Consider the following 22,264-nt stretch of genomic DNA (forward strand, 5'->3'; position numbering starts at 1 on the left):
TTACGCGCTGCGCTTGCGGTAGCGGACCTTCGCCGGCCGGGCGAGCTGCACGACCATCTTGGAGTGGTCGTTGTGATAGCTGTCCGCCGGCTGGGCCATCTCGAATTCGTACTCGCGCAATAGAACCGAGAAGATCGCCTTGATCTGCATCTGGGCGAAGGCGGCGCCGACGCAGCGGTGCCGGCCGGCGCCGAACGGAATCCAGGTCCACCGGTTGACGATGTCGGCCTGCTCGGGTTTGTTGTAGCGATCGGGCTTGAACGCATCCGGGTCGGGAAAATCCTCCGGAATCCGGTTCGAGATCGCCGGGGACGCCGCGACGAAATCACCGGCGTGAATCGGAAAGCCCTCGACCTCGAACTCGCCCTGGGCCACCCGCATCAGGATGATCAGCGGCGGGTGTAACCGCAGGGTCTCCTTGACCACGTTGTCCAGCTTCGGAATCGAGCGCAGCGCATGGAAGCTCACCTCCTGGCCGTCGGCGTAGAGCTCCTCGAGCTCGGCCAGCACCTCGGCGTACACGTCGGGATGCCGGATCAACTCGATCAGGGTCCACGCCGAGGTCCCCGAACTGGTGTGGTGCCCGGCGAACATCAGCGAGATGAACATCCCGGTCACCTCGTCGGCGGAGAATCGGGGCTTGCCCTCCTCGTCCTTGATGGAAACCAGCACGTCGAGCATGTCACGGTCGGCCTTGTCCTTCGGCGGGTTGGCCAGCCGCTCGTTCATGATTTCCTGCACCAGCGCAACGAGTTTGACGCGGGCCTCGTCGCGACGCTTGAAGCTTTCGATCGGCAGGTAGGGATCGACGTAGCACAGCGGGTCGGTGCCGCGTTCCAGCTCGTGGTAGTACTCCGCGAACCGGTGGTCGAGCTGGTTGCGGAATTTCACACCGATCAGGCAGGCCGTCGAGGTGTAGATGGTCAGCTCGGAGAAGAAGTCGAGCAGTTCGATCTCGCCTTCGTCGCCCCAGTCGGCGATCATGCCCTGCACCTGAGCCTCGATGGTGGCGGCGTGGCCCTTCATCTGCTCGCCGCGCAGCGCCGAGTTGTGCAGCATCTCCTTGCGCCGCTCGGGGCTGGCGTCGAACACCACACCCTTGCCGAAGATCGGCGCCATGAACGGATACGCCGCAGCCTGGTCGAGATCCTCGTCGGCGGACCGGAAGAAAAACTCGTTGGCGCCCGCGCCCGACAGCAGGATGACGTGCTTGTCGACCAGCTGGAACCAGCCGACGTCGCCGCACTCCTCTCGGACGCGCTGCATCAAACCGATTGGGTCGGTGCGGAATTCCTCGAGGTGTCCGTGCTCCTCCTCGCCGCCGGAAACCCGCGGCACGGTAGCAGTGGTCACTTGCTCACTCCTCCTCGGCGCGAATGCTTCGCGCCGCATCGTCGATTCGCGAAGAAGTCATTGTCCTGGCATCCCCTCTTCGCCGAGCGCGAGCTTCTGGCGATCTTTCGTGTCGGCCAACGGGGCTTCGGGCTGAAGCTCCATATTCGCGATGAAGCCACCGCGCGGCGTCTCGGCGACGAACGTGATGGCGCGTGCCAGATCCGCCGCGCGCAGGAAGTAGTCGTGGCGGGCCTGGCCCCACTTGGCCCAGTCCTCCAGAGCCGGACCGATCTTCTCGGCCGGCAGGCTCCAGCCCATCGACGTCTTCGTCGGGCCGGGGTGCACGATCGAGGCCCGCACGCCGGTGCCCTCGAGCTCCATCTGGAAGTTGGTGACCATCGCGACCAGCGCGGCCTTGGCCGCACCGTAGGCGCCCATGTGCGGACGCTGGCGCAGTGCCACGTCGGAGCCGACGAAGATCAGGTCCCCGCGCTGCCTCTCCAGCATGCCGGGCAGCACCGCGGCGGCCAGCCGGTTCGCGCCGACGAGGTGAATCTGCAGCTGCGACTCGAACTCGTCGGTGGTGATCTCGGCGAGCTTTCCGAAGTAGGTGTCACCCGCGCCGGCCACCAGCACCTCGATGTTGCCGAGCGCGTCGACCGACTGCGCGACAAAGGATTTCACCGAGTTGGGGTCGGTGACATCCAGGTGGAATCCGACCGCCTCGCCGCCCTCGGCGTTGATCTTGCCGACGATGTCGTCGAGCTTCTCGACCCGTCGGGCGCCCAGGGCAACCGGGAAACCGTGCGCCGCGAGCTCGATGGCGGTTGCCTCTCCGATGCCTGAGGAAGCGCCGGCCACGATGGCAGGCCGGCGTTCGGGCAAGGATTCAAAGCGGGGCATTCAGCGGACCTCCACGGTCATTGGTAGGTCAGCGAATCCGCGGACATTGCTCGAGTGGACGCGGACGGCGTTGGCCTCGTCCACCTCGTAGCCGCGAATTCGCTTGAACAATTCGGTGAGCGCCACCCGTGCCTCCATCCGCGCGAGGTGCGCGCCCAGGCAGAAGTGTGCGCCGCTACCGAAACTCAATAGTTTGGGCCCGATCTCGCGCCCGATCAGATAGTCGTCGGGGCGGTCGAAGACCCGCTCGTCGCGGTGCCCGGAACCGGGCAGCAGCAGCAGGACATCGCCCTCGGGAATGGTGGTGTCGTAGAGGGTCAACTCGCCGGACACGGTGCGGGCCAGGATCTGGCTGGAGGTGTCGAAGCGCAGGGTCTCCTCGACCCACAGCGGCACCCGCGACAGATCGTCGTAGACCTGCGTCAGCTGATCGGGGTTCTTGTGGCCCCAAAACGCGGCATTGGCAAGCAGTTTGGTGGTGGTCTCGTTGCCGGCGATCACCATCAGGAACATGAAGCCCAGGACCTCGTCGTCGGTGAGCCGGTCGCCGTCGATCTCGGCTTCCAGCAGCGCCGAGGTCAGATCGCCGGTCAGCTTCTCGCGCCGCTCGGCCACCATCCCCTGGTAATAGACGATCAGGTTGAGCGAAGCCTCGACGGCCTCCGGCGGCACGTCGGTGACGCCCTCCTCTCGGTGCATCACCCCGTCGGCCCAGGCCCGTACCTGATCGCGATCCTTCTCCGGAACACCCATGAGCTCGGAGATGACGTCCATGGGCAGCTTCCCGGCGAACTCGTCGACAAAATCGACGGTGCCGTCCGCTGAAGACCGAGCCTTTTCCAGCATGATGTCGAGGTGCTGCGTGGCGATCTCGGTGACCCGGGGCTCGAGTTCGCGAATCCGGCGTGGCGTGAAGCCTTTTGACACCAGCGTCCGCAGCCGCAGATGGGCGGGATCGTCCATCGCCAGAAACGACATTGTCTTGCTGGCGTGCGGGCCGCGCGACGCCGGGTCCAGCGAGACGCCGTACTTGTTGGAAAGCGTTGTGCTGTTGCGGAATCCCTGCAGCACATCTTGGTGGCGCGACAGCGCCCAGAACTTCAGCTCGTCATTGCGGTAGAGCGGGGCCTCGTCGCGCAGCCGCTTGTAGTACGGGTACGGATCTTCGTGGAAGTCGTAGTCGTAGGGATCCAGGACCAGCTCGTGGTCGCCCACATGGACGGTCATCGTGCGTCTCCACCTAATCGTTCGGGGTTTGCGTCGGGGCTTGTCGGTTGGCTCGTCCGCCCGGCGCCGCTGAGGATGAGCCGCACCACGTAGGCCAGCCGGTCGGCTATCTCGCGGTAGCTGAATTCGCCGCTGCCGGCCTGAACCAGTGCCCCGAAGAAGGACATCTCCAGCGCGGACACGGCGGTGGGGTCGGCATTGGGACCCATCGCGGACGTGATCCGGCGATGGATCTCGGCGCCGATCCGGTCGCGCGCGGCACGCACCGCGGGGTCGGCACCGCCGCTGAGCAACGCCGTCGTGCAGGCCGCACCGACCTCGGGTTCGTCGGCGACCACCAGGGCCAGGTGGTGCAGCACCTGTTCGACCCGGGTGGTCATCGGGTCGTTGACGTCGGTGAAATAGGGGACCTGCCGCACCAGGTCCAGGTAGACCTCGGCGATCAGATGGTTCTTCGACGAGAAGTAGGTGTAGGCGGTGGCCGGGGCGACCTTGGCGCGGGCCGCCACCGCGCGCACCGTCAGGTCGGCGTAGGACTTCTCGCGCAGGGTTTCGATGCCGGCCGCGAGCACCTTGCGGAAGGTCTCCTCCTGGCGACGGTTGCGCGCCGGCTGGCCGGCCTCGCGGCCGCCGTCGGTTGGAATCGTTACCAGTGCGTCGCTGGACACATGTCCAAGCTAGTGGATCGGATCCTCGCGAAGCAAGCCCGATCCAAGAATATGCTGCTTAATCGTCATTTTGTCGCGGCTGTCGGCCGACGTTCGAGATCGGCTCTTGCACCGCTGACGACCGGGCGGCTATGGTTCGATCGGACAATATCGGACAACTGTCCACTAGATTGGCGTGCCGGGTTGGCCGCGCACAGACGGGAGCGGGACATGGCCTTGTTGGCCGACGGCGTGAGTGAACTCTTCATCGACGGCAAGCTGTCGGCCGGCAGCGCCGGCAACTTTCCCACGGTGAATCCGGCGACCGAGGAAGTGCTCGGCGTCGCCGCCAACGCCGACGCCGGCGACATGGATCGCGCCATCGACGCCGCGCGGCGCGCGTTCGACGAGACGGACTGGTCCCGCAACACCGAATTGCGGGTGCGTTGCATACGGCAGTTGCGCGATGCGATGCGTGACCACATCGAAGAACTGCGCGACATCACCATCGCCGAGGTCGGCGCCCCGCGGATGCTCACCTCGGCCGCCCAATTGGAGGGACCGGTCGGTGACCTGAGCTTTGCCGCCGACACCGCCGAGTCCTACGAGTGGAACGTCGACCTCGGCCAGGCATCGCCCATGGGCATCCCCACCCGGCGCACGATCGCGCGCGAAGCCGTCGGTGTCGTCGGCGCCATCACCCCGTGGAACTTCCCGCACCAGATCAATCTCGCCAAGCTGGGCCCCGCGCTGGCCGCGGGCAACACGGTGGTGCTGAAGCCCGCACCGGACACCCCCTGGTGCGCCGCGGTGCTCGGCGAGATCCTCGCCGAACACACCGAGTTTCCGCCCGGTGTCGTCAACATCATCACGTCCGACGACCACCGCGTGGGGGCGCTGCTGTCCAAAGACCCGCGGGTGGACATGGTTTCGTTCACCGGATCGACCGCGACCGGCCGCAGCGTGATGGGCGACGCCGCCGCGACGATCAAGCGGGTGTTCCTGGAGCTGGGCGGCAAGTCGGCGTTCGTTGTCCTCGACGATGCCGACCTGGGCGGGGCGTGCTCGATGTCGGCGTTCACCGCGGCCATGCACGCCGGGCAGGGCTGCGCCATCACCACCAGGCTGGTGGTGCCGCGGTCCCGCTACGACGAGGCCGTCGCCATCGCGGCGGGCACCATGGGCTCGATCAAGCCCGGCGACCCCAACGACTCCGGAACCGTCTGCGGGCCAGTGATTTCGGCTCGGCAGCGGGAGCGGGTGCAGGGCTACCTCGATCTGGCGATCGCCGAAGGCGGGACGTTCGCGTGCGGCGGCGGCCGCCCGGCGGACAAGGACGTCGGGTTCTTCATCGAACCGACCGTGATCGCGGGGCTGACCAACGACGCCCGGCCGGCCCGTGAGGAGATCTTCGGGCCGGTGCTCACCGTGATCGCCTACGACGGCGAAGACGACGCACTGCGCATCGCCAACGACTCGCCATATGGCCTGTCGGGCACCGTGTTCAGTGCCGATCCGGAACGCGCCGCCAACTTCGCGTCGCGGATGCGGGTGGGCACCGTCAATGTCAACGGCGGTGTCTGGTATTCCGCCGACGCGCCGTTCGGCGGTTACAAGCAATCCGGCAACGGACGCGAAATGGGCCTGGCCGGCTTCGAGGAGTACCTGGAAATCAAAACCATTGCCACAGCCGTGCAGTGACCGCGCCAACTGGGCGACCGAGAGGAAAACATGCGATTCGAGAATAAAGTCGGCATCGTCACCGGGTCCGGTGGCGGCATCGGGCAGGCGTACGCCGAGGCGCTGGCCCGCGAGGGCGCCGCGGTGGTGGTCGCCGACATCAACGCAGAGGCCGCCGACGCGGTCGCCAAGCAGATCGTCGCCGACGGCGGGACCGCCATCAGCATCCCGGTCGACGTGTCAGACCCGGAGTCGGCCAAGGCGATGGCCGATCGCACGCTGGCCGAGTTCGGCGGCATCGACTACCTGGTCAACAACGCGGCGATCTTCGGGGGCATGAAGCTGGACTTCCTGCTCACCATCGACCCCGAGTACTACAAGAAATTCATGAGCGTCAATCTCGATGGCGCGCTGTGGTGCACCCGCGCGGTCTACAAGAAAATGAGCAAGCGCGGTGGCGGGGCGATCGTGAACCAGTCGTCCACCGCCGCCTGGCTGTACTCCAACTACTACGGCCTGGCCAAGGTCGGCATCAACGGCCTGACCCAACAACTCTCGCGGGAGCTAGGCGGCCGCAACATCCGCATCAACGCCATCGCACCCGGGCCCATCGACACCGAGGCCAACCGGACCACCACGCCCAAGGAGATGGTGGACGACATCGTCAAGGGACTTCCGTTGTCGCGCATGGGTACTCCCGCGGACCTGGTCGGGATGTGTCTGTTCTTGCTCTCGGATGAGGCTCAGTGGATCACCGGGCAGATCTTCAACGTCGACGGCGGGCAGATAATACGGTCATGAGCCGCGCCGGCGACGATGCAAAGCGAAGCGATGAACAGGAGTGGCGCCATGAGTGACGATCTGAAGCTCGGCTACATCGGCCTGGGAAACATGGGCGCCCCGATGGCCACGAAGATGACCGAATGGCCGGGCGGAATAACGGTTTACGATATCCGGACCGAGGCGATGACCCCGCTGGTGGAAAAGGGCGCCGGGGTGGCCGACAGCGTCGCCGACATCGCCGCCGCCGACATCGTTCACATCACCGTGCTCAATGACGCCCAGGTGCGGGAGGTAGTCGGCGAGCTGGCGGCACACGCCAAGCCCGGGACGGTGATCGCCATCCACTCGACCATCAGCGACAGCACCGCGGTGGAACTTGCGGCCGAACTCAAACCGCAGGGCATCCACATCGTCGACGCGCCCGTCAGCGGTGGGGCCGCCGCGGCGGCCAAGGGCGAACTCGCCACCATGGTGGGCGCCGACCGCGAGGTCTACGAACGGATCAAGCCGGCCTTCAAACACTGGGCGGCCATGGTCATCCATGCCGGTGAGCCCGGCGCGGGCACCCGGATGAAGTTGGCCCGCAACATGTTGACGTTCACCTCGTACGCAGTGGCATGCGAGGCCATGAAACTCGCCGAGGCCGCCGGTCTGGATCTGCAGGCGCTGGGCCGGGTGGTGCGCCACACCGACGCCCTCACCGGTGGCCCGGGCGCGATCATGGTGCGCGACAACATGAAAGACATTGAGCCGGACAACTTCCTGTATCAGTCTTTCGTGCATGCCCGCGGGCTGGGGGAGAAGGACCTGAGCCTGGCGTTGGCTCTCGGCGAATCGGTGTCGGTCGATTTGCCGTTCGCCGATTTGGCCTACCAGCGATTGGCCGCGGACCTCGGCGTACCGCACACGGAGAAAGAGGCGTAATGGACGAGCTGCGCAGCAAGGGCCTCGCGAAGATGAACGAGGTCTACGGCTGGGAGATGCCCAATATCGAAGGCGACGCGTACTTCGACCTGACCGTCGACCACCTGTTCGGCAGCATCTGGACGCGACCGGGATTATCGATGCGCGACAAGCGCATCATGACGCTGACGGCGGTGACCGCGATCGGAAACCGCGACCTGGCCGAAATCCAGATCAACGCCGCACTTCTCAACGGCGAGCTCACCGAGACCGAACTGAAGGAGATGGCCGTCTTCCTGACCCATTACCTCGGCTTCCCGCTGGGTTCGGCGCTCAACGGCGCCGTCGACACCGTCGTCGCCAAACGCAAGAAGGCCGCGGCGAAGGGTTCCGGAGAGGACAAGAAGGCCAACGTGGATGCCGCGTTGAAGATGCATTCGGGCGAGTGACGCGCCAATCTCAGTACGGCTGAACACCTTCGGGCATCACGTACTCGGAGATCGGCCCGGTGACCCCGTTGACCGTCGTTCCGCCGTTGATGATGCCCGGGGCCATTTCCAGCATGTTGTGCGGAAACCCGAACCTGGGCTTGGTCAGCGCATCGAGCCGCGCCAGCTCGCCGGCCTCGAGGTTCACGTCGACGGCCCGGACGTTGTCCTCGAGCTGGGAGAGCCGGCGCGCGCCGATGATGACCGACGAGACGGCGTGCTGCGCGCGCACCCAGGCCAGCGCGACGCTGGCGACGTTGGTCTGGTGCGCACGCGCGATGGCCTCGAGTTCGTCGATTACGGCGTAAGTCTTCTCGTTGAGGAAGGCGTCGACCATGGCGCCGCGGTCGGCGCTGTGCTGCCCGCTGTTGGCGCGGGTGTACTTGCCGCTGAGGACGCCGCCCTTCAGCGGCGACCAAGGCGTGATGCCGAGGCCGAATTCGGAGGCCATCGGCACCAGCTCCTGTTCGATGGTGCGCTCCAGCAGTGAGTACTCGACCTGCAGCCCGACGAACGCCGACCAGCCGCGGAAGCCGGCGATCAGGTTGGCCTGGGCGATCTTCCACGCCGGGGTATCCGAAACGCCGATGTAGCGCACCTTGCCGGCGCGAACGAGGTCCTCGAGCGCCGCCATGGTCTCCTCGATGGGGGTGTTCGCATCCCAGATGTGCAGCCAGTACAGGTCGATGTAGTCGGTTTGCAGGCGCCGCAACGAGTTTTCGCATGCGCTGATCAGTGACTTGCGGCCCGAGCCGCCACCGTTGGGGTCACCCGGATAGAGGTTGCCGCTGAATTTGGTCGCGATCGCCAGCCGATCGCGGCGGGCGGGGTGGCGACCGATGTGGTCACCGATGATCTTCTCGGAGTGGCTTCGGGTGTAGAAGTTGGCGGTGTCGATGAAATTGCCGCCGAGTTCGATGTAGCGGTCGATGATCTGTTGCGACTCTTCGACACTGGTGCCCCAGCCCAGGTCTTCGCCGAACGTCATCGCGCCCAGGCACAGGGGGCTGACGCGCAAACCGGACCGCCCGAGTGTCACGTATTGATCCAGCGTCATGGCGCCCACTCCCTGGTAGATTGTTCGACTATGAGGTTGTTCATAACAAAACTAGTTCATACCTGAACGATCTGGCAAGTCGATGTCTGCGGTCGATGCGGCCAGGATCTGGTCACTGAACTACCGGGTGTTGCTCTCGGTCATCTCGTGCGCCGAATCCGGCATCTGCGCGCTGGGCGTCGAGTCCAAGGAGCTGTTCCTGCTCGCCGAGATCGACGAGCATCCCTACCCGGCCGAGTTGGCCGCGACGCTGAGCATGCCCAAGGCGACGGTGACGCTTTACCTCAAGCGGCTCGAGGCCGCGGGGTTCGTGCGTCGTGAGATCGACCCGTCCGATTTGCGCCGCCACCGGTTGCTGCTCACCCCGGCCGGACGCCAGGCCGTCCGCAAGGGACTGACATTGCTCTCCGACGAGTTCGACAAGCGCCTCGGACGCCTGACCGCCGCGCAGCGCAACGACCTCAAGGGGCTGCTGGAGAAGATCCTCTGATTCCGGGGACTGTGGGCGTGCGCCGGCTGACCGGGCTAGTCTGACGTGTCGTGCGCGTCCTGGTGATTGGTTCCGGTGCCCGTGAACATGCGTTGCTGTTGGCGCTGCGCAAAGACCCGCAGGTCACGGGGCTGGCGATCGCTCCGGGCAACGCCGGCACCGCTCGGCTGGCCGACCAGCATGACGTCGACATCACCTCGGCGGATGACGTCGTCGCCCTGGCCCGCGAGGTCCGCGCCGACTTGGTGGTCATCGGGCCCGAGGTGCCGCTGGTCCTCGGGGTCGCCGACGCGGTGCGGGCCGCGGGAATCGTCTGCTTCGGCCCAGGCAAGGATGCCGCTCGCATCGAAGGCTCCAAGGCTTTCGCCAAAGAGGTGATGGCCGCGGCCGGGGTGCGTACCGCGAGCAGTGAAATCGTCGACAGCCCCGCTCTTTTGGACAGCGCTTTGGACCGGTTCGGCCCACCGGCGGGGGATGCGGCCTGGGTGGTGAAGGACGACCGCCTGGCCGCCGGTAAGGGTGTCGTGGTGACCCCGGATCGCGGCGTGGCCGCCGCGCACGCCGCCGGGCTGCTCGAGGCGGGGCACCCGGTGCTGTTGGAGTCCTACCTGGACGGCCCGGAGGTGTCGCTGTTCTGCGTCGTCGATGGCGAAACCGTAATGCCGCTGCTTCCCGCGCAGGATTTCAAGCGTGTCGGCGACGGCGACAGCGGGCCGAATACCGGCGGTATGGGTGCCTACGCGCCGGTGCCGTGGCTCCCCGACGAGGTGTATCGCGGCGTGGTCAGCAACATCGTCGAACCCGTTGCGGCCGAAATGGTTGCGCGGGGAAGCTCGTTCAGCGGGTTGCTGTATGCCGGTCTGGCGATCACCGCGAACGGGCCCGCCGTGGTCGAATTCAATTGCCGCTTCGGCGATCCCGAGACGCAGGCGGTACTAGCGCTGCTGGAATCGCCGCTCGGGCAGCTGCTGTACGCGGCCGGCAGCGGTACCTTGGCGGACTTCGGCGAGCTGCGCTGGCACGACGGTGCCGCCGTGACGGTGGTGGTGGCGGCCGAGAGCTATCCCGGACGCCCCCGCGTGGGAGACGTCATCGTCGGCTCGGAAGCCGACGGGGTGCTGCACGCCGGAACGGCGCGCCGCGACGACGGCGCAATCGTCTCGTCTGGGGGTCGAGTGCTGTCGGTGGTGGGGACGGGCACCGACCTGGCGGCCGCGCGGGCCAAAGCCTACGAAGTCGTTCGCTCAATCCGGTTGCCGGGCAGTCATTTCCGCAGCGACATCGCGCAGTTGGCGGCGGAAGGGAAGATCCGCGTCTAGAAGGCCCTCAAAATCCCAGGGCCTGACCGTCCCGGCGCGGATCGCTGGCCGCCAGGTAGCCACCCTCGAGGCGCCAGATCGCCTGACAGCTGCCGAACTGGTTGTAGTCGTCGACGGCAACCAGATCGTGCCCGCGCCGGCGCAACTCGTCCAGCGTCGCATCCGGGAAACCCTTTTCGCAGCTGACCTGCATGCCCTCCACCCACCGGAACCGCGGTCCGTCACAGGCCGCCTGCGGGTTCTGCCCGTGGTCGGCGATGCGCACCATCACCTGGACGTGGCCCTGGGGCTGCATCATTCCGCCCATCACCCCGAAGCTCATGACCGGGGCTCCGTTTTTGGTGACAAACCCCGGGATGATGGTGTGGTAGGGGCGTTTGCCCGGGCCAACGCTGTTCGGATGGCCTAGGGCCGCAGCGAAATTCGCCCCCCGGTTCTGCAGCGCGATGCCGGTGCCCGGGACCACCACGCCCGAACCGAAGCCCATGTAGTTGGACTGGATCATCGACACCATCATCCCCGCGGCGTCGGCGGCGGTCAGATAGACGGTTCCGCCCGTCGGCGCCCCGGCGGACGCCGGTCTGGCCCGCGCGCGATCGATCAATGCCGCGCGACCCATCAGGTACTCGCTGTCGAGCAGGCGTTCCGGCTGCAGCGCCATGTGCTCGACGTCGGCGACGTAGGCCTGGGCGTCGGCGAAGGCCAGCTTCACCGCCTCGATCTGCAGGTGCACGCTGTCGGCGGAATCGGCTGGCAGCGCGGCCATCTCGAAGTGCTCGAGAATGCCCAGGGCGATCAGCGCGACGATGCCCTGCCCGTTGGGAGGGATCTCGTGCACCGTGTAGCCGCGGTAGCCGCCGTCGATCGTGCCCACCCAGTCGGCGCGGTGGGCCGCCAGGTCACTGGTCCGCATGGCGCCGTCGTTGCCCAGCGCGTGTGCCTCGAGTTTGACCGCCAGTTCCCCGCGGTAAAACGCCTCGCCGTTGGTCGCGGCGATCGTTTCGAGCGTGGCCGCATGATCGGGCAGGCTGAACCGCTCGCCGGGCTTCGGTGCTCGGCCGCCGGGCAAAAACGCCTCGGCGAAACCGGGCTGGTCCCGGAAGAGCGGCACCTGCGCGGCCCATTGCTCGGCGACGGTCGGTGAAACCAAGAAACCGTTGCGGCCGTAGGATATTGCCGGGTCGAAGAGCCGCTGGAACGGCAGCTTGCCGAACTTGGCGTGTAGTTCGGTCCACGCCGACACGGCGCCGGGCACCGTCACCGAGTTCCAGCCGAGGAGTGGAACGGGTTTGCCGCCAAAGTATTCCGGCGTCCAGGCCGCGGGCGAGCGGCCCGAGGCGTTCAGCCCGTGCAGTTGCCGGCCATCCCACACGATGGCGAAAGCGTCCGAACCGATGCCGTTGGACACCGGCTCGACGATCGTCAGGGTGATGGCCGTGGCGATCGCCGCGTCCACCGCGCTCCCGCCCTGCGCGAGCATCCGCAGGCCCGCTTGGGCGGCGAGTGGTTGCGACGTGCACACAACGTTTTCCGCCAAGATGGGCTTGCGCGGCCAGGCGTACGGGAAGTTCCACTCGAAAGGTGCGGTCACCTTCGCGAGCGTAACGCCGGCGTGACGCTCGGCGGCCACCGCCGCACTGGCGTGACGCTCGAGGTGTCCTCACGCCGTCAGCAGCGGCGCCATCCAGGTCAGCTCGGCGGGCAACTGCGAGCTCCAAAACGCGCCGTCGTGCCCACCGGGAGAGAAGCCACCGGCCGGCGGATTGGGCAGCTGCGCAATGAACTGCATGGTCGCGGAGTAAAACGGATCGCTGTCGCCGCAATCGATCCGGATGGGGATCGAGGCCAGGGCCGGCATGCCGAACACCGAATTCGCCGCGAAATCATCCGGCCCGTCGAACGCGCCCGGCGCGGCCGCACCCGAGGACATCCACAGCGCCGGGCTCACCGCGCAGATCGCCGCGGTACGGGCCGGTCCCAGCCGACCGCCGAGCAGCAACGCGCCGTAGCCGCCCATCGACCAGCCCAGGAACGCCACCCGTGAGGTGTCCAAATTCTGGTTGCCCAGCATCGGGATGAGCTCGTCGAGCACCATGGCGCCGCTGTCCTCGCCGGAAGACCGCTTGTGCCAATAGCTGCCGCCGCCGTCGACCGCGACCACCGCGAACGGCGGCAGCCCGGCATCGACAGCCTGTGCCAGACCGTGCTCGACGCCGCCGGCCATCACGGTGGACGCGTCACTGCCCTTGCCGTGCAGCGCGATCACCGGTCGCAGCGGCTTGGTCTGGCCCGGCGGACGCGCGATGGCCCAGTTGGTGTTCACCCCGCCGCGCGCGGCGGAGACGAAGGAACCGGTCACCATGGTGGGCGCGGGCGCCGCAGGGGCAGCGGGATCGCGGGGCGGGCTCGGAGCCGGCGCCAGCGGCATCCGGGTGCCGGCCGTCGATACCGGCGTGGCGTGAGATGTGCGCGGCGCAAACAGGATGTCGAGGCCGTAGGCGCCCATCGCCCCGATGGCCGCGCTGGCGCCGAGACCCAGTACGGCGCGTCGGCTCAAGTCGGGCATGCGGGCCATTATGCCTTGGCCGTTTGGCTGAAATGGCAATGCTGTACCACTTTTGCTGGCACGATGGCTACTCGTGACAGCAGCGGTTACTCCAAAAGGAGAACGTCGACGGTATGCGCTCGTCAGCGCTGCCGCCGAGCTGCTGGCCGAGGGCGGGTTCGAGGCGGTGCGGCACCGGGCGGTCGCGCGGCGGGCCGGATTGCCCTTGGCGTCCACCACTTATTACTTTTCGTCCCTCGACGATCTGATCGCACGCGCGGTCGAACACATCGCCATGATCGAGGTGGCGCAGCTGCGGTCGCGGGTCAGCGCCCTGTCGCGGCGGCGCCGGGGACCGGAGACCATCGCCGAGGTGTTGGCCGATCTGCTCGTGGGCGACGTGTCCGGCCCGGGTCTTACCGAGCAGCTGATCTCGCGCTACGAGCGCCACGTCGCGTGCACCCGCCTGCCCGCGCTGCGCGAGACCATGCGTCGCAGCCTGCGCCAGCGCGCCGAGGCGGTGGCCGAGGCCATCGAGAGGTCGGGCCGCTCGGTGCACATCGAGCTGGTGTGCACGTTGATCTGCGCGGTCGACGGTTCGGTGGTGTCGGCCCTGGTGGAGGGGCGGGATCCGCGCGCGGCGGCGCAGGGGGCGGTGGTCGATCTCATCGAGGTGCTGGCGCCGATCGATCAGCGGCCCGTGCAGATCTGACCGACCGCTACGCGCGCATCGGATCCGCCGGCAGCGACGGCGTCACGATGTAGCCGGTGTCGAGGTCGCCGTAGATCGTCACGTCGTCCGGGCGGCGCTGCGCGTACAGGGCCACATAGGCGCAGATCACGGCGTCGACCGGATCTTCCGCGCGGCGCAGCTCGCTTTTGCGTTGCGCGGCCGCGACGGTCCGGCGCAGCGCGATCCAGTCGCCGTGCCCTGCGACGTGCAGCGGGATCGGGGCCTGCGCCAGCCGCTCGACGCCGTCCATCAGCAGCGACAGCTCGGATTTGAGCCGGTTGACGGCGCGCCCGGGCTTTGCTTTGTATTTCAGGGTCCGCTCCAGGCGGAACAGCGCAACGGTCGCGGCATGCGGGTAGACCTCGATGGCGCGCCGGGCGGCGGGCGATCGCGGATCCTGATCCAGGCCCAGCGCCGCGGCCAGCCGGCCCGCGCGCGGGCCGTCGGCGAACTCGGGTTTTCCGGTGTTGCAGGGGTGAGCCCCGGCCTCATACCTGCGGAAGTCGCGGTTGAGTGCGGTCTCGGCCGGACGCTGGCCCGTCGGGTTGTTCACCACCAGCGGCGCGTCGAAGGCGACCAGGCAATCACCCTGCACATAGGGGTGCAACGCGGCCAGGATCTCGTCGTCGTGGCGGACCGCCCGCACGCTCACCAGGGCGCCGCCGGGGTCGACGACGGCGACGCCGGTCGGGTTGCGGCCCGCCCACGCGAGGTCGACGCCGGCGAAGTACATCCGCATAGGCTATGACCGCGACCGTAAGCTGTGTGTTCGTGAGGACCAAGTGAGCATTCCGAATGTACTGGCCGCCCGGTACGCCAGCGCCGAGATGGTCGCGATCTGGTCGCCGGAGGCCAAGGTCGTCGCCGAGCGCCGGCTGTGGCTGGCGGTGCTGCGCGCGCAGGCGGAACTGGGCGTTCCGGTGCCGTCCGAGGCGATCGCCGACTACGAGCGGGTGATCGAGGACGTCGACCTGGCGTCGATCGCGGATCGCGAACGGGTGCTGCGCCACGACGTCAAGGCGCGCATCGAGGAATTCAACGCGCTGGCCGGTCACGAGCACGTGCACAAGGGCATGACCAGTCGCGACCTGACCGAGAACGTGGAGCAACTGCAGATCCGGCGTTCGCTGGAACTGGTCTTCGCGCACGGCGTGGCGGTTTCGGCGCGGCTCGCCGAGCGGGCCGTGGCCTATCGGGACCTGGTGATGGCCGGCCGCAGCCACAACGTCGCCGCGCAGGCCACCACGTTGGGCAAGAGGTTCGCCTCGGCGGCGCAGGAGACGCTGATCGCCCTGACCCGGTTGCGGGAGCTGATCGACCGATACCCACTGCGCGGCATAAAGGGGCCGATGGGCACCTCGCAGGACATGCTCGACCTGCTGGATGGCGACGCGGCGAAGCTGGCCGAACTCGAGCGGCGTGCCGCCGAATTCCTGGAATTTGCAACGGTTTTGACCAGCGTCGGGCAGGTGTATCCCCGTTCGCTGGACCACGACGTGCTCTCGGCGCTGGTGCAATTGGGCGCCGGACCGTCATCGATGGCGCACACCATCCGGCTGATGGCCGGGCACGAGCTCGTCACCGAGGGCTTCGCCGAAGGGCAGGTCGGCTCGTCGGCGATGCCGCACAAAATGAACACCCGCAGTTGCGAACGGGTCAACGGGCTGCAGGTGGTGCTGCGCGGGTACGCCTCGATGGCCGCCGAACTGGCCGGTGCGCAATGGAACGAGGGCGACGTGTTCTGCTCGGTGGTGCGCCGGGTTGCCTTGCCGGACAGCTTCTTTGCCATCGACGGGCAGATCGAGACGTTCCTGACGGTGCTCGACGAGTTCGGCGCCTATCCGGCGGTGATCGGTCGCGAGCTGGACCGCTATCTGCCGTTTTTGGCCACCACCAAGGTGTTGATCGCCGCGGTGCGCGCCGGCATGGGCCGCGAGGCCGCGCATCACGTGATCCGCGAGCATGCGGTGGCAACCGCGCTGGCGATGCGCGAACGCGGGGCCGAACCCGACCTGCTGGACCGGTTGGCCGCCGACGAGCGACTGCCGCTGGACCGGGCGGCGCTGGACGCCGCGCTGGCCGACAAGAAGGCGTTCACCGGCGCGGCCGGTGACCAGGTGGACGAGGTGGCGGCCCAGGTGGACGCCTTGGTGAGCCGCTACCCGGACGCGGCCAAATACGCCCCGGGTGCGATCCTGTGACGCTGGCCGGCGCGCTCGCCGAGATCGACTTCACCGATCTGGACAACTTCGCCAATGGGTTTCCCCACGACCTGTTCGCCATCCATCGGCGGGAGGCGCCGGTGTACTGGCACGCACCGACCGACAACACCCCCGACGGCGAGGGCTTCTGGTCGGTCGCCACGTACGCGGAAACGCTTGAGGTGCTCAAGGATCCGGTGACGTATTCATCGGTCACCGGGGGCTCGCGGCCATATGGCGGCACCCTGCTGCAGGACCTGGCGATCGCCGGCCAGGTGCTCAACATGATGGACGATCCGCGGCATTCGCAGATCCGGCGGCTGGTCAGCTCCGGGCTGACGCCGCGGATGATCCGGCTGGTCGAGGACGACCTGCGGACCAGGGCGCGCCGGCTGCTGGACGCGGTGGTGCCGGGCGAGCCGTTCGACTTCCTGGTAGACATCGCCGCCGAGCTGCCGATGCAGATGATCTGCATCCTGCTGGGAGTCCCTGAATCCGAACGTCATTGGTTGTTCGAGGCCATCGAGCCGCAGTTCGATTTCGGTGGTTCGCGCAAGGCCTCGCTATCGCAGTTGTCGGTCTCGGAAAGAGACGCGGCGGCCGGGTCGCGGATGTACGAGTACGGCCAGCAGCTGATCGCGTCCAAGCGCGAATACCCGACCGATGACATGTTGTCGATCGTGGCAAATGCCATGCTGGACGACGCCGACGGGTCCGCGCTGTCCGACCTCGAGCTGTACCTGTTCTTCAGCCTGTTGTTCAGCGCCGGCGCTGAGACCACCCGCAACGCCGTCGCGGGCGGCCTGCTGGCGCTGGCCGACCATCCGCACCAATTGCGTTCACTGCGTGGCGATCTCGACGCATTGCCCACTGCCGTCGAGGAGATGGTGAGGTGGACGTCGCCGTCGCCCTCCAAGCGCCGCACCGCCACCCGCGACGTCACGCTGGGCGGCCAATCGATCGAGGCCGGGCAGAAGATCCAGATCTGGGAAGGCTCGGCGAATCGCGACGACGGCGTGTTCGAGAACGCCGACGAATTCGATATCGCCCGAAAGCCCAATCCGCATCTGGGATTCGGCCAGGGTGTGCATTATTGCCTGGGCGCCAATCTGGCCCGCCTCGAGCTGCGGGTGCTGTTCGAAGAGCTGCTGTCTCGGTTCGGCGGGGTCCGGGTCGTCCGTCCGGTCGAATGGGCCCGCAGCAATCGGCACACCGGCATTCGGCACCTCGTCGTGGAGCTACACGAACGCCCGTGACGATCCGGTTCGCCGATGTCGAGCCCTCACCCGACGCGTTCGCCGCGGTGATGGCGACGGGAATCTTGTCGATCGGCGCGCACGATCACGGGTACCGCTTGATCAGTGACACGATGGGTGCCATCGCCACGGTCGGGCTGTTGTTTCTGGTTGTCCTGGTCGTCGCGAAGGCCGCCATACCCGGCCAGCAGTTGCGTTGGGATCTGACCGATCCCGACATCACCCTGCGCCTGATCACCTTCGTCGCCGCCTGCGCGGTGATCGACACTCGCCTGTCGTCCAAGGTGTGGATGGCGCGGGTGCTCGGCGTGGTCGCCCTGGCAGCCTGGCTGGTGCTGATCCTGTTCAGCGCGCGAAACATGCTGGCGCACCGGTGGACAGAGCTTCGCGACCGCGCCCACGGCCCCTGGCAGCTGGCCAGCGTGGGCACCTCCGGTTTGGCGATCGTGATCGCCCGGGCGGCCCGGCAGACCGGCCATCACTGGTGGCTGGCGGTCGCCGTGGCCGGGTGGGTGGCGGCGCTGTGCATCTATGGCCTGATGACGTGGCTGACCCTCTGGCGTGTCGTCAACGAACGCCGGGACCGCGACGGCTTCGAACCCGACACGTGGATCCTGATGGGCGGCATGGCGATTGCGACGCTGGCCGGAGACACCATCCACGCCGTGGCCCCCTCCTGGCTGGCCGGTCCGGTGCGCGCGATCAGCATCGTGACCTGGGTGACGGCCACTTTGTGGATACCGCCGCTGATTTACTTTGTGCTGCACCGCATCAGGCGTCATCCCAACATGCTGCAATTCGCCGGGGTGTGGTGGGCGTTTGTGTTTCCGCTGGGCATGTACTCGGCGGCCAGCTTCGCCATGGCGGTCGAGCTCGGCCGACACCAGCTGCTCACCGTTTCGCTGGTGTTCTTCTGGGATGCGTTGGCGGCGTGGCTCATTGTGGTCGTGGCCGGGCTGTTGCTCTTAGCGCGTGCCGTGCTGCGCAAACCCGCGAAGAGTGATTCCGGCCGACCGTAGCTCCAGCGCGGCCAGGGCGCCGATGGTGGCCGGATCCTCACGGCGCCACCCGCCGACCGGGTCCGCGGTGACGGCGATCAGTTTCCGCGGCGGGCGGTTAGTCAGGGCGCGCAGCGCAAGCAACTGCGCACCGGCCGGGGTTGCCGCCAACGCGGTCACCGCCAACTTGCGCCGAAAGAACCGGAGCCGCAGAAAGAGCCAGGGCAGCACCGCGACGAGGATCGGGAGCGCCACGACCGCCATCGCGAGCAGCACCGCGAGCCAGCTTGCCGCGCTGTCCAGATTGTGGCCCGCGGCCGCGACGTCCAGCGCGGCCTGGCTGGCGGAGTTGAGCGGCTCGCTGACCGTGTCGCCCACCACCGGGATGTGCTGCGCGCCGTGGCCGGCGGACGCCAGGTTGCCGGCAATCCCGTCCGCGCCGCTGGCGACCTGCCGCCCGGCGTCGGCGATGGTCGCGATGGCGTCGTAGACGGCCAGCCCCACGAGCAGCCAGAGCACCGTCCACACGACGACGGCGAAGTCGCTGAGCAGCTGGGCGGCCAGCCGGCCGGGCCTGGTGGAGTAGGGCAGAAACCGCGGTGTCATAGCCCCGATCCCAGCACAAAGCCCGTTTGCAGGTGCCCGATAGGCTGACCGGATGCCTGCACTGTCCGACTATCAGCACCTGGCCAGCGGCAAGGTCCGCGAGCTGTACCGCGTCGACGACGAGCACCTGCTGCTGGTCGCCACCGACCGGATCTCGGCGTACGACTTCGTCCTGGACAGCACCATCCCGGACAAGGGCCGCATCCTCACCGCGATGAGCGTCTTCTTCTTCGGCCTGGTCGACGCGCCCAACCACCTGGCCGGCCCGCCGGACGACCCACGCATCCCCGACGAGGTGCGGGGCCGCGCGCTGGTGGTGCGCCGGCTGGAAATGTTTCCGGTGGAATGCGTGGCGCGCGGCTACCTGACCGGCTCGGGATTGCTGGACTACCAGGCCACCGGGCGGGTCTGCGGCATCACGCTGCCGCCGGGATTGGTGGAAGCCAGCAGGTTCGCCGAGCCGCTGTTCACCCCCGCGACGAAAGCCGCACTGGGGGATCACGACGAGAACGTCCCGTTCGCGCGGGTGATCGAGATGGTCGGCGGGGTACGCGCCAACCAGCTGCGCGACCGCACGTTACAGATCTACATACAGGCCGCCGATCACGCACTCCGGAAGGGAATCATCATCGCGGACACCAAGTTCGAGTTCGGCACCGACCGCGACGGCAATCTGCTGCTGGCCGACGAAATCTTCACCCCGGATTCGTCGCGGTACTGGCCGGCCGACGAGTATCAGGTTGGTGTGGTCCAGAACAGCTTCGACAAGCAGTTCGTCCGCAATTGGCTGACGGGTCCCGACTCCGGCTGGGACCGGCACGGCTCGCAACCCCCGCCGCCGCTGCCGGAACACATCATCGAGGCCACTCGTGACCGTTATATCGATGCCTACGAACGCATTTCCGGCTTGAGCTTCGGCGACTGGATCGGTCCCAGCGCATGACCGAAACGCACCTGGACGGGTCGGTACCTCCGGTCGCCAAGCGGGTGGAGAGCCGGCGTGAGCATCACGGCGACGTCTTCATCGACCCATACGAGTGGCTGCGTGAAAAGGCCAACCCCGAAGTCATCGCCTACCTCGAGGCCGAGAACGCCTACGTGGATCAGATGACCGCTCACCTCGAACCGCTGCGGCAGCAGATTTTCGACGAGATCAAGGCGCGCACCAAGGAGACGGATCTGTCGGTACCGACCCGGCAGGGCGAGTGGTGGTACTACGCACGCACCTTCGAGGGCAAGCAATACCGCGTCCAGTGCCGTTGTCCGATAAGCGGCTCCGACGACTGGGATCCGCCCGCCCTGGACGAGAACACCGAGATCCCGGGCGAGCAGATTCTGCTCGATTCCAATGCCGAAGCCGAGGGGCACGAGTTCTTCTCCCTGGGCGCGGCAACCGTGAGCCTGGATGGAAACCTGCTCGCGTATTCGGTCGACACCGTCGGTGATGAGCGCTACACGTTGCGATTCAAGGACTTACGCACCGGTGAGCTGTATCCCGACGAGATCGCCGATATCGGGGCGGGCGCGACCTGGGCCGCCGACAACCGCACCGTGTACTACCTGACCCTGGATGCCGCCCACCGTCCCGACAAAGTGTGGCGGTATCGGGTGGGCTCCGGTGCGGAGTCCGAGCTCGTCTATCACGAAGCCGACGAAAAGTATTGGCTCGGTGTGGGGCTCACGCGCAGCGAGGCCTACGTCTTGATCGCCTCCGGATCCTCGATCACCTCCGAATATCGCTACGCCGACGCCGCCGATCCGGCGGCACAGTTCACCGTGGTGCTGCCGCGCCGCGAGGGCGTCGAGTACTCGGTCGAGCACGCGGTGATCGGCGGGCAGGACCGGTTTCTGATCCTGCACAACGATGGCGCGGTCAACTTCACCCTCGCCGAGGCGCCGGTCAGCGACCCGACGCAGCAGCGCACCCTGATCCCGCACCGCGACGATGTGCGGCTGGACGCGGTGGACGCATTCGCCGGCCACCTCGTCGTCAGCCATCGGCGGGAGGCGTTGCCCCGGCTGCAGCTGTGGCCTATCAATGCCGACGCCACATATGGTGAGCCTGAGGAGCTTTCGTTCGAGTCTGAGCTGATGTCGGCCGGCTTGGCCGGTAACCCCAACTGGGATGCACCCAAGCTGCGGATCAGGTCCGGATCCCTGGTCGTTCCGGCCCGGGTCTACGACATCGACCTCGCCACCGGGGAACGCACGTTGCTGCGCGAGCAACCCGTGCTCGGCGATTACCGGCCCGACGACTATGTGGAACGGCGCGACTGGGCGGTCGCCGACGACGGCGCCCGGATCCCGGTGTCCATCGTGCACCGGGCGGATATCGAATTCCCGGCGCCCGCACTGCTTTACGGCTACGGCGCCTACGAGTTGTGCACCGACCCGAGCTTTTCCATCGCCCGGTTGTCGCTGTTGGACCGCGGCATGGTGTTCGCGATCGCCCACGTCCGCGGCGGTGGCGAGATGGGCCGACTGTGGTACGAGCACGGCAAGCTCCTGGAGAAGAAGAACACCTTCACCGACTTCGTCGCCGTCGCAAAACATTTGGTGGACTCGAAGGTCACCCGACCGCGTCAGCTGGTGGCACTGGGGGGCAGCGCCGGTGGCTTGCTGATGGGGGCGGTGGCCAACCTGGCGCCGGACCTGTTCGCCGGAATCCTCGCGCAGGTGCCGTTTGTCGACCCGCTGACCACCATCCTGGATCCCTCGTTGCCGCTGACCGTCACCGAGTGGGACGAGTGGGGAAACCCTCTGGCGGACAAGGATGTTTATGCCTACATGAAGTCCTATTCGCCGTATGAGAATGTCGAGGCCAGGCGGTACCCGGCGATTTTGGCGATGACGTCTCTCAATGACACCAGGGTCTACTACGTGGAGCCGGCCAAGTGGGTTGCGGCGCTGCGCCACGCCAACGAGAACGGCAGCCCGGTCCTGTTGAAGACCCAGATGAACGCGGGGCACGGCGGTGTCAGCGGCCGCTACAAGAGTTGGGAGGAAGCCGCCTTCCAATACGCGTGGCTGTTGGCCGCCGCCGAGCCGGATCGCTATGGCGGCGCCTCGATGATGGCCGGCAGCTAGCGCACG

The 22,264-nt window shown here is 67.2% G+C and carries 21 protein-coding genes; 12 read left to right on the forward strand and 9 right to left on the reverse strand.

Annotation, left to right across the window (positions count from 1 at the left end; all coding sequences use genetic code 11):
• From A5688_RS06720 to A5688_RS06735, 4 genes are read right to left on the reverse strand one after another with little or no spacing between them, the layout of a single operon-like run.
• Entirely contained in the window at positions 1 to 1,353 is a 1,353-nt protein-coding gene (locus tag A5688_RS06720) for a cytochrome P450 (protein WP_165606887.1), read from the reverse strand.
• 57 nt (positions 1,354 to 1,410) lie between these two features.
• Positions 1,411 to 2,238 (reverse strand): SDR family oxidoreductase, encoded by an 828-nt coding sequence (locus A5688_RS06725; RefSeq protein WP_067910781.1) that lies wholly within the window; start codon positions 2,236 to 2,238, stop codon positions 1,411 to 1,413.
• Positions 2,239 to 3,465 carry a cytochrome P450 gene (locus A5688_RS06730; RefSeq protein WP_067829521.1) on the reverse strand — a complete coding sequence of 409 codons (1,227 nt, stop codon included), beginning with the start codon at positions 3,463 to 3,465 and terminating at the stop codon, positions 2,239 to 2,241. It abuts the gene before it with no gap.
• Positions 3,462 to 4,133 carry a TetR/AcrR family transcriptional regulator gene (locus A5688_RS06735; RefSeq protein ID WP_067829517.1) on the reverse strand — a complete coding sequence of 224 codons (672 nt, stop codon included), beginning with the start codon at positions 4,131 to 4,133 and terminating at the stop codon, positions 3,462 to 3,464. Before A5688_RS06735 ends, A5688_RS06730 begins: the two co-directional genes overlap by 4 nt.
• A gap of 210 nt (positions 4,134 to 4,343) precedes the next feature.
• Between A5688_RS06735 and A5688_RS06740 the strand changes: the two genes are divergently transcribed.
• Genes A5688_RS06740 through A5688_RS06755 form a run of 4 tightly spaced genes read left to right on the forward strand, consistent with a single transcriptional unit; the run spans position 4,344 to position 7,927 of the window.
• On the forward strand, positions 4,344 to 5,813 hold the full coding sequence (locus A5688_RS06740) for an aldehyde dehydrogenase (protein WP_067910778.1): 1,470 nt from the start codon (positions 4,344 to 4,346) through the stop codon (positions 5,811 to 5,813).
• A gap of 30 nt (positions 5,814 to 5,843) precedes the next feature.
• On the forward strand, positions 5,844 to 6,593 hold the full coding sequence (locus A5688_RS06745) for an SDR family oxidoreductase (RefSeq protein WP_067910776.1): 750 nt from the start codon (positions 5,844 to 5,846) through the stop codon (positions 6,591 to 6,593).
• Between the two features lie 48 nt (positions 6,594 to 6,641).
• On the forward strand, positions 6,642 to 7,499 hold the full coding sequence (locus tag A5688_RS06750; protein WP_082955095.1) for an NAD(P)-dependent oxidoreductase: 858 nt from the start codon (positions 6,642 to 6,644) through the stop codon (positions 7,497 to 7,499).
• Positions 7,499 to 7,927 carry a carboxymuconolactone decarboxylase family protein gene (locus tag A5688_RS06755; RefSeq protein WP_067910773.1) on the forward strand — a complete coding sequence of 143 codons (429 nt, stop codon included), beginning with the start codon at positions 7,499 to 7,501 and terminating at the stop codon, positions 7,925 to 7,927. The genes A5688_RS06750 and A5688_RS06755 overlap by 1 nt, the downstream gene beginning before the upstream one ends.
• 10 nt (positions 7,928 to 7,937) lie before the next feature.
• Here the strand turns inward: A5688_RS06755 and A5688_RS06760 are convergent, their stop codons facing one another.
• Entirely contained in the window at positions 7,938 to 9,032 is a 1,095-nt protein-coding gene (locus A5688_RS06760) for an aldo/keto reductase (protein ID WP_067829507.1), read from the reverse strand.
• 73 nt (positions 9,033 to 9,105) lie between these two features.
• On the opposite strand from A5688_RS06760, the gene A5688_RS06765 reads away from it, so the two are divergent.
• Together A5688_RS06765 and purD are read left to right on the forward strand one after the other, a co-directional pair.
• Entirely contained in the window at positions 9,106 to 9,513 is a 408-nt protein-coding gene (locus A5688_RS06765; protein WP_067829504.1) for a MarR family winged helix-turn-helix transcriptional regulator, read from the forward strand.
• A gap of 50 nt (positions 9,514 to 9,563) precedes the next feature.
• A complete protein-coding gene (gene purD, locus A5688_RS06770; RefSeq protein ID WP_068268101.1) occupies positions 9,564 to 10,832 on the forward strand; it encodes a phosphoribosylamine--glycine ligase in 1,269 nt (422 codons plus the stop codon).
• Between the two features lie 7 nt (positions 10,833 to 10,839).
• Here the strand turns inward: purD and A5688_RS06775 are convergent, their stop codons facing one another.
• Positions 10,840 to 12,423, reverse strand: a complete 1,584-nt coding sequence (locus tag A5688_RS06775; RefSeq protein ID WP_067910874.1) for a gamma-glutamyltransferase family protein — start codon at positions 12,421 to 12,423, stop codon at positions 10,840 to 10,842.
• Between the two features lie 69 nt (positions 12,424 to 12,492).
• Complete coding sequence (locus A5688_RS06780; RefSeq protein ID WP_067910872.1) at positions 12,493 to 13,410, reverse strand: alpha/beta hydrolase-fold protein; 918 nt, start codon at positions 13,408 to 13,410, stop codon at positions 12,493 to 12,495.
• Positions 13,411 to 13,471: 61 nt separating this feature from the next.
• On the opposite strand from A5688_RS06780, the gene A5688_RS06785 reads away from it, so the two are divergent.
• Positions 13,472 to 14,089 carry a TetR/AcrR family transcriptional regulator gene (locus A5688_RS06785; protein WP_067829494.1) on the forward strand — a complete coding sequence of 206 codons (618 nt, stop codon included), beginning with the start codon at positions 13,472 to 13,474 and terminating at the stop codon, positions 14,087 to 14,089.
• 7 nt (positions 14,090 to 14,096) lie between these two features.
• Here the strand turns inward: A5688_RS06785 and A5688_RS06790 are convergent, their stop codons facing one another.
• A complete protein-coding gene (locus A5688_RS06790; RefSeq protein ID WP_067829490.1) occupies positions 14,097 to 14,843 on the reverse strand; it encodes a DUF429 domain-containing protein in 747 nt (248 codons plus the stop codon).
• A 49-nt stretch (positions 14,844 to 14,892) separates the two neighbouring features.
• Between A5688_RS06790 and purB the strand changes: the two genes are divergently transcribed.
• From purB to A5688_RS06805, 3 genes are read left to right on the forward strand one after another with little or no spacing between them, the layout of a single operon-like run.
• Positions 14,893 to 16,311 carry an adenylosuccinate lyase gene (gene purB / locus A5688_RS06795; RefSeq protein ID WP_067829485.1) on the forward strand — a complete coding sequence of 473 codons (1,419 nt, stop codon included), beginning with the start codon at positions 14,893 to 14,895 and terminating at the stop codon, positions 16,309 to 16,311.
• Complete coding sequence (locus A5688_RS06800; protein WP_067829482.1) at positions 16,308 to 17,567, forward strand: cytochrome P450; 1,260 nt, start codon at positions 16,308 to 16,310, stop codon at positions 17,565 to 17,567. The genes purB and A5688_RS06800 overlap by 4 nt, the downstream gene beginning before the upstream one ends.
• Positions 17,564 to 18,586: a tellurite resistance/C4-dicarboxylate transporter family protein gene (locus tag A5688_RS06805; protein ID WP_067910767.1), complete on the forward strand. Its 1,023-nt coding sequence runs from the start codon at positions 17,564 to 17,566 to the stop codon at positions 18,584 to 18,586. Before A5688_RS06800 ends, A5688_RS06805 begins: the two co-directional genes overlap by 4 nt.
• Here A5688_RS06805 and A5688_RS06810 read toward each other — a convergent pair.
• Positions 18,533 to 19,171, reverse strand: a complete 639-nt coding sequence (locus A5688_RS06810; RefSeq protein ID WP_067829475.1) for a hypothetical protein — start codon at positions 19,169 to 19,171, stop codon at positions 18,533 to 18,535. The genes A5688_RS06805 and A5688_RS06810 overlap by 54 nt on opposite strands.
• A 52-nt stretch (positions 19,172 to 19,223) precedes the next feature.
• Between A5688_RS06810 and A5688_RS06815 the strand changes: the two genes are divergently transcribed.
• Positions 19,224 to 20,114, forward strand: a complete 891-nt coding sequence (locus tag A5688_RS06815) for a phosphoribosylaminoimidazolesuccinocarboxamide synthase (protein WP_067829471.1) — start codon at positions 19,224 to 19,226, stop codon at positions 20,112 to 20,114.
• Complete coding sequence (locus tag A5688_RS06820; protein WP_067829466.1) at positions 20,111 to 22,258, forward strand: S9 family peptidase; 2,148 nt, start codon at positions 20,111 to 20,113, stop codon at positions 22,256 to 22,258. The genes A5688_RS06815 and A5688_RS06820 overlap by 4 nt, the downstream gene beginning before the upstream one ends.
• The last annotated feature ends 6 nt before the right edge of the window (positions 22,259 to 22,264 follow it).

The sequence above is a fragment of the Mycobacterium mantenii genome (assembly GCF_001667865.1).
In the GTDB taxonomy this organism is placed as follows: Bacteria; Actinomycetota; Actinomycetes; order Mycobacteriales; family Mycobacteriaceae; genus Mycobacterium; species Mycobacterium mantenii_A.